We start from the raw sequence: 14698 nt of genomic DNA, 5'->3' as shown, positions 1-14698 counted from the left end.
TATACCAGGAAACGCGGTGTACTATCACCCGTACGCCATAAAATTTTGCTAATTATGCGATTAACCACCGTAATATTACTAGCATCACTACTTCAGGTAAGCGCTTCAGGATTAGCACAGAAGGTTAGCATGACGAAATCCGGTGCTTCCCTGAAATCTGTTTTAAATGAAATCACCAGACAAAGCGGCTATATTTTTCTGTATAGCGACAATGTCATGAAGCAGGCGATCCCAGTGGATATCAAAGTGAGCCAAAAAGAACTACACGAGGTGCTGGATGTGATCTTTGACAACCAGCCATTGAACTACAGCATCAATAAAAATACGATCACCGTACGCGGAAAAGAGCAGCCATCTGTACTGGAGAGCGTCAGCGACTTCTTTGCCGACAGGCTCATACGAGGCCGTGTGCTGGATGAGACAGGAATGCCACTTGCTGGCGTGAATGTGAAAGCTAAGGGCAGTGGCAAGGGTGTGGTGACCAGCGGCAATGGGGCTTTTGAAATCAATGTAAGTGATGATAAGACCGTACTCGTATTCTCTTATGTGGGCTATGTGACGAAAGAAGCTGTTGCAAATACAGGAATGACCATAACCCTGGTTGCTGAAACCAATAAACTGGAAGACCTGGTTGTGGTCGGTTACGGCACGACAAAAAGGAAAGACCTGACGGGTTCAGTTGCCTCCATCAACCTCGCAGAAGTACGTGACGTACCTTTCGCTACAATAGACCAGGCGCTGACCGGTAAAGCAGCGGGTGTGCAGGTAGTACAGGCCGATGGCTCTCCGGGTGGCGTGGCCAAGATCAGAATCCGTGGCGGAACCTCTTTGATGGGCGGGAATGATCCCTTATACATCATAGACGGTGTACAGGTGCAGGTACAGAACCGCTTTCAACAAACAGCATCTGATATTGTGAGTCCTGTGGATAGAGGAGGCGATGACGATCCGAACAATACCATATCTGGAGCTTTTGCACGTGGCTTGAACAGTCTGGGCGGACTTAACATCAATGACATTGAAACTATCGATATCCTGAAAGACGCCTCAGCTACCGCAATTTATGGCTCCAGAGGAGCGAATGGTGTAGTGATCATTACCACAAAAAAAGGAAAGGCCAACCAAAAGCCCAGCTTTGAAGCAAATGTATACAATGGATTCAGTATGGCTGAGCATGAAAAAGTACTCAACCGAGATCAGTTTGTGATGATCATGAAGGAAGCAGCACAAAACTTGAACACTGCGAGGGCACTCGTTAATCAAGCGCCTGATGGAGTAGCTACTCAGATTGTAAATGATCCGAATTTTTTTGGTCAGGGCAGCACTGACTGGATGAAGCTGGTGACCCGTACCGGTCTTACTCAAAATGCAGATTTGTCTGTAAGAGGAGGTGGTACCGGTTCTCGATACTATACCTCACTTACCTACAATAAGAACGAAGGAACCGTATTGGGTACAGACTATAGAAGAATTGCAGGGAAGGTGAGTTTAGACAACGAGATCAGCGATAGGTTTAGGGTAAATACTAACTTAGATTATGGCTTTACGAGCAATAACATTACCAATGGGCTTTACACACAGGCACTTTTTGCCCCACCGACATTTGAACCTTACAATGGGGATGGTAGTGTTAAGATTCTTGATCCCGCTTCTGTTGGTGCTTACGCTTATCAGGGTTTCCAGAATCCATTGTTACTATTAAAAGGTATCAACCGCTCTAATGCAATTTTTGCAATCGGAAGTCTTGCCGGAGAATATGATATTTTTAAGGAATTAAAATTCAGAAGTTCTGTTGCCGTCAATTATAACAATTATCGTCAGAACAATTATGTACCCAGTACAGTAGCTGTAGCAACTCCAAACGGAAGTGGCAGCTCTGGGAATGGAACTGCGACCCTGTCCCAATCCGAGCAAGTCAATACTTTTTTACAGAATACCCTGACTTGGGATAAAGAGTTTAATGATGACAATAGAATCAATGTAATTGTGGGTACAGACTGGCAGATTACCAAGTCTAACACTTTTTCAGCTAGTGGTCAAGGTTTCCCTGATGATACTTATCTCAATAATCTTTCTTCAGCGGCTGTCACCCTGCCTGCAACAGGAACAGCGAATCAGAATTCCCTTCTTAGTTTTTACCTACGTGCAAATTACAGTTTGATGAACAAGTATTTGTTTACGTTCACCGGAAGGTCTGATGCCTCTTCTAAGTTTCCAAAAGCAAACCGCGTGGGGTACTTCCCTTCAGGTGGTCTGGGCTGGAGAATTTCTCAGGAAAAGTTCCTAAAGGATGTAAAATGGATCAATGAGCTCAAATTAAGGGCTAGTGCCGGTTATACGGGGACGCAAAATATTGCCGACAATCTTTTCTACACCTTGTATTCACCAGTTTCTTATGCAGGCCTAAATGGACTTTCGCCAACCCAACTCGGTAACTCCAGGTTGAAATGGGAATCGACCTTACAAAAAGACGCTGGTATTGATTTTTCATTGTTCAATTCACGGTTAAGCGGGGAGTTTGGTTACTATGAGAAAACTACCTCCGGGATTTTATTCCCAACTGCTGTAGCAGGTACATCTGGTTTTGGCCAGGTCACAGCCAATATTGCTAAAATCCGTAATAGGGGTTTGGAATTGTCATTAAGCGGTGACTTTGTTCGTGGCAAGAATTTTCAATGGTCAGGTACATTAAATGTGTCTGGTAATCGCTCGAAGGTATTGGCTTTGTCAGATGATATTGAAGATCCCGCAAATCCAGGTGTTTACCGCTTCGGAAATACAGTACTCAAGAAAGGTCAGCCTGTAGGCTTGCTATATGGACGGGTGTTTAAGGGAATTCTTAAAACTCAGGCAGATGTAGATGCCTACGCTGCTGCCAGCCCTTCTTATTACCCATACCTGGGCATTGGAGATGCAAGTTACGAGATCGTAGAGAATTACATGGGGTATCAAGGTTTTACCTATTTCAAAGACGACATTATTGGGCGTGCCGAACCAAAATTCTATGGTGGCTACACCAATCGTTTTGGCTATAAAGCTTTTTCATTGACTACCCTGACCACTTTTTCATATGGTAATGATATTTATTATCTCGCTGATATCCAAAGTCGTGATGTTTCTCAACGTCTGAATAAAAACGTTCGGATTCTGGATCGCTGGACACCAGAAAATCCTAACGCAAGTAGGCCACGACTGCTGATGGGACAGAGTTCGTATGCTTATGCCGCCAGCGACAATGTATATGACGCATCATTTATCAAATTAAAATCTGTCACACTGGCCTACCAGTTTCCGAAAAGCCTAACCGATAAATTGAAGATTAATGCTGTTTCTGCTTACGTCTCAGGAACTAACCTACTCACTATAACTAACTATCCGGGCGTAGATCCTGAGGTCAGCAATGATCCATATAGTCTGATAGGGGGATATAGCGATCCAGGAGGATACCCCTTTGTGAGACAGATTAGTTTTGGCTTAAGGGTTGGCTTGTAAATGAATTATTCTAACGATTAGATATAGAACAATGAAAACATTATATAGATTATTTGCCGCAGGTTTGGTCATCCTCAGCACTTACGGCTGTGAAAAAAACCTAAGTGCACCTCCAAAAAATGCTAAAGTAGAGGGCAACACCATTATAGATCAGGCGACTTCGCAAATTGCACTAAATGGTGCTTATTACAATTTTGCAAATGCAACAAATATCAAGACCGGATGGCAACAACATCAGCTCCTGCCGGCACAATTTGCAGGTTATATGGGCTATGGTTTCGGTAGCATGCCTAACGAAGTAAACATTACGGAACAAAGTTCTGGAACCTATTGGCAGGAATCTTATCAGGCATTAAATGCTGCAAACGGCGTGATTTCTGGCATAAACAAGTTATCTGATGCAGCATTTTCAGGTAACCGTAAAAAGGAAATGCTGGCAGAAGCAAAATTCATTCGGGCATATGCGCATTTCAAAGTATTGAGCTATTATGCAGAGTGGTACAAGATAAGCAGCACACAAGGCGTTCTCCTAAGGGATGAGCTATCCACCTTAACCAATATCCTCAAAAAGCGGAGTACGGTAAAGGAAAGTTATGATTTTATCCTGGCTGATCTGGATGAGGCGATTGCAAACGGACCCGAGAGCAATCCCAATTACTATGCAACTAAATGGGCGGCTATGGTTTTGAAGATGAGGGTGCTGATGAATCGTGGAGCTTCAGGAGATTATGCAACAATCATCCAGCTGGCAGATCAGCTGATCCAAAATCCAGCTTATGCCCTGGAATCCAGTCAGCAAAACTTGTTCCGTGTGGCTGGTCTAAGCAGCAAGGAGGTGATTTTGGGTGTGAAACCTCAGCAGTTGCAGGTAAGCGACCCTTACAGCAAGACCCGGCAATATACACCTGGTGCATCTGCATTATACGTAGCGAAGCAAGCGTTGAAGGATTTGTACAATGGAGATCCACGACAAAGCTGGGTAGTCGGTCCAGCTACACCATACCAGCAGTATTCACCCAATACTTATTTCTTCGCAAAATATGTACAAGCTGGCGGGGCGCCGAGTATAGTGACTGAGACAGACTATGTATTTCGGCTTACTGAAGTTTATTTGCTGAAAGCAGAAGCCATTGTGAGATCAGGAGGCAGTCTTGGTCAGGCAAAAACGCTGGTTCATACCATCCAGGAAAAAGGGGGGCTGACGATTGCAAATGCACCTTATCTGGCTGTTGATGCCGCGAATAGCGCAGCGACATTGCTGGTGGAGATCTATAAAGAAACTTCACGCAGTATGGTAGCTGAAGATGGTAGTGAGTGGATGGCTTTGCTGCGCCTTCCGTTTGAAACAGTAAAGCAGCTGAAGCCTTCGATCACCAATCAAATTCAGTACATCATCCCTGTTCCACAAACAGAATTTGTCTATAACCCACAGTTTGGAGAGCAAAATACAGGATACAGTGCCAATTAATCTTCACTATTGATATGAAACATCACATTTTAACATTTTTGTTGGCCAGCACTGCACTTACAGTGATTGGGCAGGACAGAGCATTTATACTCAAGGGCAGCATTAGCGGCCAAAAGTCGGGGCAGTTAAAAATTGCCTATGCTACCGGCAGCGATCAATACACTCAAGACAGTACCCTGATCAAAAATGGTACTTTCGAGTTCAAAGGAAAGCTAAAGGAGCCGGTGATGGTTTACCTGACGGGTGCAACCAAAAGCAGGAATATGGATGATCCCAATTCTGCAAGTTTTTTCATAGAGCCCGGCCAAATGTTATTGAGCCTGAAAGCCGGGGATTTTAGAAATTTAAAATTGAAGGGGTCTAAAACCCAGGATGAATACTTCGCATTGGAGCGCTTAAAGGCACCCATCAACCTGGAATTAAAGCCAATTTCATTAGCTTACGAAAAAGCCAATGAAGCTTATATGCAGGCAAGAAAGGATAAAAAGCCGGAGGCTGATCTGGATGCACTTAAAGAAAAAGCATCGGCTATACGTGATCAGTTTGAGCCTTTCAGCGAGCGTCAGGGTAAAATTGACATGGAATTCATCAAAACTCATCCCAATTCTTACCTTTCTGCTTACTTGTTACGCTGGAAAGTTTCTTCACTGGCGGTATCTGAGGCAAAAGCATTATATGCTCAACTGTCTGAAAATATAAAACAAAGCAGTTACGGTAAAGCAGTTCAGGATGAAATCAAAAATTTAGAGGGAGGCTCTCCGGGAGCCAAAGCAACCATGTTTGCTGCTACAGATATCAATGGTCAGCCTTTCAATCTGTCAGATTACAAAGGAAACAAATATGTTTTACTGGATTTCTGGGCCAGCTGGTGCGTACCTTGTCGTAAAGGAAATCCACATTTATTATCTTTATACAGCAAATACAAAAATAAGGGACTGGAAATCGTTGGTGTTTCAGATGACGACAGTAATGAAGCCGCCTGGAAAAAGGCAGTAGAACAAGATCAAATCGGAGTCTGGAAGCATGTTTTGCGTGGACTTAAGCGTGTTGGAAATGACTTTGACCGCTCAGGTGATCGCAGCGATGCCTATGGCATACATACTTTACCGACCAAAATCCTGATCGATAAAAATGGTATGATCGTAGGCCGGTATGGAGGCGGGGGTGAAAATGACGAAGCAATGGATAAAAAATTAGCTGAAATCTTTAACTAAAAATAATCATCATGAAAGCATTTAAAAAATTAGCACTCGCCGGCATCTTTTGTTTTGCCGGAACAACCTACGCTCAGCAAACTAAGCTTACTGGCGATATCACAGGCCTAGGAGATGTAGATTTGAAAATCTACTACTATGAAGGTGCTGAACAAAAAACTGGCGACATCAAAACCAAGGATGGAAAGTTCAGTTGGGTGGCCAACATGCCTGATGCCCAAAAAGTGACCATCATGTTCCCGCGAAGGGCGGCCTGGGTTTACCTGGAGCCTGGGAATATATCGATCACAGGAACGGCCGATTCATTGCATGCCCTTAAAGTGAAAGGTTCTAAAACACAGGCAGAGGCAGATGCATTCACGGCTTCGCAAAAGCCTATCGACGATCAGATGGATCCATTGTACCAGAAATATGGCAAAGGCAGTAAAGAAGAGCAGCTTGCGCTGGAGGAAAAACTGGCAGGTCTTAAAGCACAGAAACGAGAACTTACGAACAAATATATTGCCGTACACCCAGAGAGTATGCTGAGCCTCAGTATGGTGACTGACCGCGCTGGTATGGGCAGCTACAAAGATGTACAGTCTGTTTTTGAACTGCTGGGCCCTAAAGCCAAAGCAAGTGCAGAGGGCAAGCGACTGGCTGAACGCCTGACCGTATTGAAGCGCAGCGCTATTGGGGAGCCGATGCTGAACTTTACACAGAATGACACAGAAGGTAAGCCAGTTTCTTTTGAGGCATTTAAAGGTAAATATGTACTGGTTGATTTTTGGGCCAGCTGGTGTGGACCTTGTCGTGCCGAAAACCCGAATGTGCTGAAGGCTTACAACACCTATAAAGACAAGAACTTTACAGTACTGGGTATCTCACTGGATGATAAAGGCGAGAACTGGAAAAAGGCGATCAAAGATGATGGTATGCCCTGGACGCAGCTTTCCGACTTGAAAGGCTGGAAAAATGAGGTTTCCACCTATTATGGCATCATGGGGATTCCGAGTACCCTGCTGATTGATCCTCAGGGTAAAATCATCGCAAAAGACCTGCGCGGTGAAATCTTGAATAAGAAACTGGAAGAACTCTTTACCCAAAAATCTAAGTAATGAAAAGTACATGGATTTATTTGGCTTTGCTGATGACCATGCCATAAAACAAAAACAGGGTATTGAATTTCAATACCCTGTTTTTCGTTAGTAACGTTGCTTTTCCAGCTCCATCTGGAGTTCTTCCTTCGCATGTTTTACACGTTCCATCCATTCAGGAGCCTTCTCCTTGATGTTATCTACAACCGATCTTCCGGTTTCGTCTTTTTTTGTTACATATTTAATCGCTCCGTATACTGCGGCGCCAATTAACGCGGTTTTGAATAGTCCCATTTTTTCAAAGATTAATGTACTGGAATAACAAGCTAGAAAACAAAAGGTTTGAATAAACTATTTGCTAAGGCTCATTGTTGGATTCTATGAATAAGGCAATAAATTGCTAGGTTTACCACGATAAATAAACACACATGCTAAGTACCAACATTAAAGAAGCCACTAAGGCAGCCCATCAGGACCTTGAAAAAAAGGTGGTGCTGAAATTAAAAGCAGTGCGCAGCCATTTAGATTATGCCGATGTATTGAAACATTTTTATGTTTACTTCAATGCGGTGGAGCAGGCCATAGCTCCTTACATTACGACAGAACTGCTGCCTGATCACGCGGAAAGGCGGAATTCCTCTTATCTGAAAAAAGACATCGAAGAACTGGGCGCTGATACCAGTGATCTTCCTGAAGCTATAGCCCCTGAGATCAGCAATACCTTACAGGCATTAGGTGCCATGTATGTGATGGAAGGCTCCATCATGGGTGGGCCGATCATCGTACAGATGCTGGCCAAATACGGTGTAGATAAAGGTGTCTCCTTTTTCTCCGGTTATGGCGAGGCCACTGGTCAGATGTGGGGCAAGTTTGTAGCTGTAATGAATGCAACGGCACAAAACGAAGCTGATGAAGCCATTGCCATAGCAGCGGCCAATGAAACCTTCAGTAGATTTGGGGATGTGTTTACATCCACTGAGCAGCTGAGCTCTTAACAAAAATCAGATCTTTTCCACATTTGTTGAATTACTAACATATTTAGCATTAGTTTTGTTATAACAAAACTAATGCTAATAAAAGTAGTTTATTAAAATTGTGGTATATGGAAGCGAAATCAGAGATCCTGGACAAGCTAAAGCGGAACTTACTGCTTTGGCAAGGTTTTAAACCTGCTGAACTGGCCCGGGCCGAGCAGATCGGACTGGGTGAGATAGAGGACGCTTTCCCCGCTAAGGTATTTCCCAGAAAGGCCATCCATGAATTCATCTGCCTGTCGCCGGATCAGGCTTCGGCAACGGATGGCTTCATTGCAGGCTTATTGTCTGTTCTGATGGCAGATGGGGCGGCCTGCGTATGGGTAGGAACCCGGCGCAGACTTTTTCCATCTGCCCTGGCCGCTTTTAATGTAGCGGCCGACCGCATTATTTTTATTGATCTTCAGTCAGAGCAGGAAGTGCTCTGGGTGATGGAAGAAGCATTGAAGTGCGAAGGCCTGGCTGCGGTAGTGGCGGAAGTAGACGGCTTGAGCCTGGTCAATTCCCGCAGATTACAATTGGCAGTAGAGCAACATGGCATCCCTGGCCTCATCATCCGGAAAGATGAACGCCGGATGGCCAGTACGGTTTCTACTGCAAGGTGGCGTATTGCCCCCTTACCTTCCCAGGATGAAGAAGGTCTGCCTGGTGTTGGTTTTCCGCGCTGGCAGGTACAGCTGCTGAAAGTGAGGAGTGGTCAGCCCGGAAGCTGGATCCTCGAATGGCAGGGCGATGGTTTTGCACAATTACCCGCCTCTGCCCATCAAATCACTGCCCAGCCGCTTGAAAAAATCGGGTAAACATGCAAAAGCGTTTCATGTCCATATGGTTTCAGCACCTGCTGGCGGACTGGCAGTTGATCCGTCGCCCGGAACTCAAGGATCTTCCTTTTGTTTTTGCGGCGCCTGAACATGGACGTATGGTCATTACGGCTGTCAGCCCTTTGGCGGCGGGTTTTGGTGTGGAGACAGGGATGCGTGCTGCAGATGCCAAAGCGATCTGTCAGGAACTGGAAGTATTGGATGATAAGCCCGGACGCGCAGCGAAACTCCTGAATGGGCTGGGCGCCTGGTGCATCCGCTATTCGCCCATTGTTGCCCTGGATCCTTTTAGAATGGACGGGCTCTTTATGGACATCAGTGGCTGCGCGCACCTCTGGGCTGGTGAGCGGGGATACCTGAAAGAGATCGTTGCCCGTTTAAAAAGCAAGGGTTATGCGGTAAGGGTGGCGATAGCCGATACCCCCGGTGCTGCCTGGGCGATCGCCCGCTATGGCAAGTTGACGCCGCTGATTCCTCCCGGTGCTCATGTGGAAGCGATACAGGTCCTGCCGCCGGAAGCACTCCGGCTGGAAGCGGCCACTTTGGACAAGCTGCGTAAACTGGGCTTCTATCAGGTAAAAAGTTTCATTTCCATGCCGCGTGCTGTGCTGCGCAGGCGGTTTGGAGCAGGCTTCCTGCTTCGGCTGGCCCAGGCATTGGGTACAGAGCCGGACGTTTTACAGGCACTGCAATTGCCGGTGGAGTTCTCAGCCCGCTTAGCCTGTCTGGAACCGATCAGGACCCGTACGGGAATTGAACTGTCCATCGACAAATTGCTTGAAGAACTCTGCTGGCGCTTGCGGGCAGAAGGGCAGGGACTGCGCTCGGGCCTGCTTCGGGGGCACAGGATGGATGGCAAGATTGTACAGGTAAGTATAGGTACCAGTGCGGCTTCCCATAGTGTGAGCCATTTGTCGAAGCTTTTTAACCTGAAAATCGACCAGATCCGCCCCGGCTTGGGCATCGAGTTGTTTGAGCTGGAAGCCAGTAAAGTAGGGCCTGTAGCTGTTCCCCAGGAAGCGCTTTGGACCGTCAGTCCGGGCATCGACAGTCAGCAGCTCTTGCAGCTGATCGACCGCATAGCGGGTAAGGTAGGTGCGGCTGCCATCAACCGTTACATCCCTGCCAGCAGTTACTGGCCGGAGCGCTCCACAGCGGCTGCGGCCTCCATAACAGAAGTGAGGCTCGGCGATTGGAGTGTCGACAAGCCCAGGCCCACTGAACTTCTGGAGCGTCCGGAACCCGTACAGGTGATGGCACTCATCCCGGATCATCCACCCAGGTTTTTCATCTATAATGGCGAGCAGCATAAGGTCATCAAAGCAGATGGGCCCGAGCGCATTGAGCGGGAGTGGTGGCTCGATCAGGGTGAGCATAGGGATTATTACCGACTGGAGGATGAGCAAGGCCGGAGGTTCTGGCTCTACCGTTCCGGACACCACAACGCTGATAAAGGATATCAGTGGTTTCTACATGGATTTTTTGCCTGATGGTTATGGAGTACAGCGAATTACAGATCACATCCAATTTCAGCTTCCTGCGGGGTGCTTCCCATCCCCATGAACTGGCTGCACAGGCCGCTTTGCTGGGCTATAAGAAAATAGCGCTTACCGACCGCAACACCCTGGCGGGAATCGTACGCGCACATACCGCTGCAACAGAAAGCGGACTGGGCTTCATTCCTGCCTGCCGGCTCGACCTGCTGGATGGCCCCAGTCTCCTGGCTTATCCCACAAATAAAGCCGCTTATGGCAGGCTATCCGCCTTGCTGAGCCTGGGAAATCTGCGTGCAGAAAAAGGCGAATGCCGGCTCTTTAGGGCCGATGTCTATGCCCATAGTAAAGACATACTTTTTACCCTGATTATGCCAGATCAGCTGAACCGCAGGTTTCAGTTTGAGCCCGACTTTCTCAGTGCTGTGGAGCAGTACCATGAAGCCCTGTCCGATCAGCTGTATTTGTCGGCTTCCAGAACCTATTCCGGTTACGATGAAAAACTGATGTTCAGAATCGATCAGCTTTCCAGGCGTTACAACCTGCCTATGCTGGCTACAGGAGATGTGCATTACCACGAAGCTTCCAGGAGGGAGCTGCAGGATGTCCTGACTTGCGTGAGGGAAAAATGTACCATCCAGGAAGCAGGTTTCCGCTTGCACCGGAATGCAGAAAGGTATATGAAACCCGTGGAAGAGGTGCACCGCCTCTTCCGCAAATACCCTGAGGCTTTAAAAAACACCCTGGTCATCTCGGAGGCCTGCACATTCAACTTAACAGAATTGAAATATGTGTACCCAACCGAGATCAATAAAAGCGGGCGCACTCCGCTGGAAGAATTGGAATACCTCACCTGGAAAGGGGCACATGAATTTTACGGAGCTGTAATTCCGGAAAAGGTGGTCAATATGGTGAACCATGAAATGGAATTTGTGAAGCAGATGGATTATGCCAATTACTTTTTGTTCGTAGAAGACATTGTGAGTGAAGGCAAGAGACGGGGCATATTGTGCCAGGGCAGGGGATCGGCAGCCAACTCGGCCATATGCTTTTGCCTGGGCATCACCTCTGTAAATCCCATGAAATTTGACCTGCTCTTTGAGCGCTTCATTTCCTCTGAGCGGAATGAACCGCCCGATATTGATGTAGATTTTGAGCATGAGCGCCGTGAAGAGATCATGCAGTACATTTACCAAAAATACGGTCGGGACCGGGCGGCAATTGTGGCTACGGTGACCCAGATGCACCAAAGGGGCGCCATCCGAGATGTGGGTAAGGCAATGGGACTTTCTGTGGATACCATCAACCGGCTTTCCGGTTCCCTCTGGCAATATACTGACGAGTGGTTTGAAGGCAAGCGCATCACCGAGCAGGGGCTTAATCCTAATGACCCGCACCTGAAGAAGACATTGGAACTGACCGGGCAGATGATGGGTTTTCCTCGACAATTGGGGCAGCATACCGGAGGCTTTGTGGTGACCGATGGTAAACTCACAGACCTGTGTCCGATTATGAATGCAAGGATGGAAGACCGGACCAATATCGAATGGAATAAAGACGATATCGATGCCTTAGGATTCCTGAAAGTAGATGTGCTGGCCCTGGGCATGCTCACCTGTATTCGAAAAGGCTTTGATTTTTGCAAGCAAAAGTATGGACTGGAGCTGACTTTGGCCAATATCCCTGAAGACGATACGGAAGTATACAATATGATCTGTCTCGCCGATACCCTGGGTGTCTTCCAGATCGAGAGCCGGGCGCAGATGTCTATGCTGCCACGCTTACAGCCTCGGGAATTTTATGACCTTGTGATAGAAGTGGCCATTGTAAGGCCCGGACCCATACAGGGTGATATGGTTCACCCTTACCTGCGCAGGCGCAATAAAGAAGAGCCGGTTGTATATCCCTCAAAAGAACTCGAGGAAATATTGGGCAGGACCCTGGGTGTTCCGCTTTTTCAGGAACAGGCCATGAAGATCGCCATCGTAGCGGCAGGCTTTACGCCAGCAGAGGCCGATGGACTGCGCAGGAGCATGGCTACCTTTAAGTTCAAGGGCATGGTGAACCAATATGAAGAAAAGCTGATCACTGGCATGATGAAGAAAGGCTATTCAGAAGAATTTGCCAGGCGGATTTTTAAGCAGCTCGAAGGCTTCGGGAGCTATGGCTTTCCGGAAAGTCATGCCGCCAGTTTTGCTTTGCTGGTCTATGTGTCCTGCTGGCTCAAATGCCATTATCCGGATGCTTTTGCAGTAGGTTTACTAAACAGTATGCCGATGGGTTTTTACCAGCCTGCCCAGATCGTGATAGATGCCAAAAAGCATGGGGTAGAAGTCCGTGAAGTCGACATCAATTTCTCCGCCTGGGATAATCAGCTGGAAGAAAAATCCGGGAAGTATTTTGCGATCCGTTTGGGTTTCAGGCAAATTAAAGGGCTGAATGCAGAAGATATGGAGCGCCTGGTTGTAGGGCGGGTAAAAGCTTATCCATCCATTACCTCCCTGAGAGATGCAGGCGTTTCATTGGCTGCGCTGGAGCGTTTGGCGGATGCAGATGCCTTCAGGTCTATTGGCCTGGACAGGCGAAAAGCGCTTTGGGAAGTGACCGCCTTACAAGATATGCCAGTTGCTTTATTTAAAGGACAGGCCTCAGAGAGTAAACTGGAAACACAAGTAGAACTTCCTCTGATGAGCATGGGCGAGCATGTGGTACAGGATTATGCCACTGTAGGTTTGTCATTAAAGGCCCACCCCGTCAGTTTTGTACGCGCTCAACTGGATATGCTCAATATCAAGAGCTGCCATCACATCAACAGTGATGCTGTCAATGGACAGTTGGTAAAAGTGGCAGGACTGGTACTGGTGAGGCAGCGCCCCGGAACTGCCGGTGGGGTTTGCTTCATCACCATAGAGGATGAAACGGGTTATTCTAACCTGGTCGTGTTTGAAAAGCTTTTCGAAACTTATCGCAAGGAAATCCTGCATTCCCGTTTACTGATGGTAGAGGGGCGATTGCAGCGCGAAGGTATTGTTGTACACGTGGTGGTCAGCAAATGCTTTGACTTTACGAAGATGCTGGGTAAAATGGTGCAGAAAGAAGCTGATGATCTGCCGGTGTTGACGCTAGCAAGAGCAGATGAGAAAACAGCACCTTATCCCGCGCAGGATAAACGAACACAAATTAGGGAAGATGTATCCAAAACAGCATTTCACGGCGGGAGAAATTTCAGGTAACTATGCTCAATGATTCTGGCGTATAGATCAGCAGTAACACCGATGTAGCGCACCATATGGCTTTTGCAGAAAACAATTTATAAGAAAAGGCAGGTAGAATTTCTGCCGGCCCCGGCTCAGTATATGTCCTCTACTGCAAAGAACTCAGGCCTGTGCATAAGATGCATTTTGCGGAGCGAACTGATCACTATACATCTTTAGTTTTGCTTTCAATAGTTTACGCGCCACGTGAATCCTGGTTTTTACGGTTCCGATCGGAATTTGCATTTCCTCGGCAATCTCGTGGTATTTGAACCCCTCGAAGTACCTCATAAAGGTGACATAGTTTTCCTGAGGTAAAGTAGACATGGCCAGGTTAATGTCGGACTGTACAAATTTTCCTTCTCCCTGATTTCTTGAGGCACTTTCACGGAGTTGAAAAGAACTCAGGTCATCCGTCACCGTTACAACCGTTCTTCTCTTTGTCAATTGCCTGTAGCTATTGATAAAGGTGTTCCGCATGATGGTAAATACCCATGCCTGAAGATTGGTTCCTTCCTGATAAAGGTTGGCATACTTAATGGCTTTCATAAAAGTCTCTTGTACTAAATCTTCTGCGTCATTCAGATCTTGTGTGAACTGATAGGCGAAGCTCTTCAATTTTGGGCGCAGGCTGCAGAGCTGGTTGTCAAATGTGATGTTTTTCATGGCGATGTAGGGGCTAGGTGCCAAAAACATTACAAGGTGTATACCAATGCGTTTCGCTGCTCGTTGGAGGAACCGAAAACACCGTTTGCTGACAGCAGACTGTGATTTAATCAAAAGTTAAAATTCTGGCCGGATTTTTATATTCAATTAAAAGTCTTGTATATAGTTCAGTTTCTCTAC

10 protein-coding genes are annotated in these 14698 nt (G+C 46.8%); 8 read left to right on the top strand and 2 right to left on the bottom strand.

Annotated elements, in window-relative coordinates; all coding sequences use genetic code 11:
* The first annotated feature begins 54 nt into the window (after positions 1–54).
* Genes WAE59_RS24370 through WAE59_RS24355 form a run of 4 tightly spaced genes read left to right on the top strand, consistent with a single transcriptional unit; the run spans position 55 to position 7271 of the window.
* Entirely contained in the window at positions 55–3492 is a 3438-nt protein-coding gene (locus WAE59_RS24370) for a TonB-dependent receptor (protein ID WP_337858619.1), read from the top strand.
* A 31-nt stretch (positions 3493–3523) separates the two neighbouring features.
* Positions 3524–4960, top strand: coding sequence for a RagB/SusD family nutrient uptake outer membrane protein (locus WAE59_RS24365; RefSeq protein WP_337858618.1), 1437 nt, complete (start codon positions 3524–3526; stop codon positions 4958–4960).
* A gap of 14 nt (positions 4961–4974) precedes the next feature.
* Entirely contained in the window at positions 4975–6174 is a 1200-nt protein-coding gene (locus tag WAE59_RS24360; protein WP_337858617.1) for a TlpA disulfide reductase family protein, read from the top strand.
* 11 nt (positions 6175–6185) lie between these two features.
* The gene (locus WAE59_RS24355; RefSeq protein WP_337858616.1) at positions 6186–7271 is read left to right on the top strand and encodes a TlpA disulfide reductase family protein; all 1086 of its coding nucleotides are present in this window, start codon (positions 6186–6188) and stop codon (positions 7269–7271) included.
* 87 nt (positions 7272–7358) lie between these two features.
* On the opposite strand, the gene WAE59_RS24350 is transcribed toward WAE59_RS24355, so the two are convergent.
* Entirely contained in the window at positions 7359–7544 is a 186-nt protein-coding gene (locus WAE59_RS24350) for a YtxH domain-containing protein (RefSeq protein WP_337858615.1), read from the bottom strand.
* Between the two features lie 134 nt (positions 7545–7678).
* On the opposite strand from WAE59_RS24350, the gene WAE59_RS24345 reads away from it, so the two are divergent.
* The 4 genes from WAE59_RS24345 to WAE59_RS24330 all read left to right on the top strand — a co-directional run bounded on the left by WAE59_RS24345 (position 7679) and on the right by WAE59_RS24330 (position 13831).
* The gene (locus WAE59_RS24345; protein ID WP_337858614.1) at positions 7679–8245 is read left to right on the top strand and encodes a biliverdin-producing heme oxygenase; all 567 of its coding nucleotides are present in this window, start codon (positions 7679–7681) and stop codon (positions 8243–8245) included.
* Positions 8246–8352: 107 nt separating this feature from the next.
* Positions 8353–9084, top strand: a complete 732-nt coding sequence (locus WAE59_RS24340) for an ImuA family protein (protein ID WP_337858613.1) — start codon at positions 8353–8355, stop codon at positions 9082–9084.
* Positions 9085–9086: 2 nt separating this feature from the next.
* Positions 9087–10595: a Y-family DNA polymerase gene (locus tag WAE59_RS24335; RefSeq protein WP_337858612.1), complete on the top strand. Its 1509-nt coding sequence runs from the start codon at positions 9087–9089 to the stop codon at positions 10593–10595.
* Positions 10596–10600: 5 nt separating this feature from the next.
* Positions 10601–13831, top strand: coding sequence for an error-prone DNA polymerase (locus tag WAE59_RS24330; protein ID WP_337858611.1), 3231 nt, complete (start codon positions 10601–10603; stop codon positions 13829–13831).
* A gap of 144 nt (positions 13832–13975) precedes the next feature.
* Here WAE59_RS24330 and WAE59_RS24325 read toward each other — a convergent pair whose 3' ends face one another.
* A complete protein-coding gene (locus WAE59_RS24325; RefSeq protein WP_337858610.1) occupies positions 13976–14518 on the bottom strand; it encodes a sigma-70 family RNA polymerase sigma factor in 543 nt (180 codons plus the stop codon).
* Between the last annotated feature and the right edge of the window lie 180 nt (positions 14519–14698).

This window comes from Pedobacter sp. GR22-6, assembly GCF_037402555.1.
Classification (GTDB): domain Bacteria; phylum Bacteroidota; class Bacteroidia; order Sphingobacteriales; family Sphingobacteriaceae; genus Pedobacter.
This window is presented reverse-complemented; position numbering and strand designations above follow the sequence as displayed.

What these genes read in the sequence shown, in the direction of transcription:
- WAE59_RS24330 (WP_337858611.1), top strand. Translation starts at nt 10,601, where the DNA reads ATGGAGTACAGCGAATTACAGATCACATCCAATTTCAGCTTCCTGCGG.
- WAE59_RS24325 (WP_337858610.1), bottom strand. Translation starts at nt 14,518, where the DNA reads ATGAAAAACATCACATTTGACAACCAGCTCTGCAGCCTGCGCCCAAAA.
- WAE59_RS24355 (WP_337858616.1), top strand. Translation starts at nt 6,186, where the DNA reads ATGAAAGCATTTAAAAAATTAGCACTCGCCGGCATCTTTTGTTTTGCC.
- WAE59_RS24345 (WP_337858614.1), top strand. Translation starts at nt 7,679, where the DNA reads ATGCTAAGTACCAACATTAAAGAAGCCACTAAGGCAGCCCATCAGGAC.
- WAE59_RS24365 (WP_337858618.1), top strand. Translation starts at nt 3,524, where the DNA reads ATGAAAACATTATATAGATTATTTGCCGCAGGTTTGGTCATCCTCAGC.
- WAE59_RS24335 (WP_337858612.1), top strand. Translation starts at nt 9,087, where the DNA reads ATGCAAAAGCGTTTCATGTCCATATGGTTTCAGCACCTGCTGGCGGAC.
- WAE59_RS24340 (WP_337858613.1), top strand. Translation starts at nt 8,353, where the DNA reads ATGGAAGCGAAATCAGAGATCCTGGACAAGCTAAAGCGGAACTTACTG.
- WAE59_RS24360 (WP_337858617.1), top strand. Translation starts at nt 4,975, where the DNA reads ATGAAACATCACATTTTAACATTTTTGTTGGCCAGCACTGCACTTACA.
- WAE59_RS24350 (WP_337858615.1), bottom strand. Translation starts at nt 7,544, where the DNA reads ATGGGACTATTCAAAACCGCGTTAATTGGCGCCGCAGTATACGGAGCG.
- WAE59_RS24370 (WP_337858619.1), top strand. Translation starts at nt 55, where the DNA reads ATGCGATTAACCACCGTAATATTACTAGCATCACTACTTCAGGTAAGC.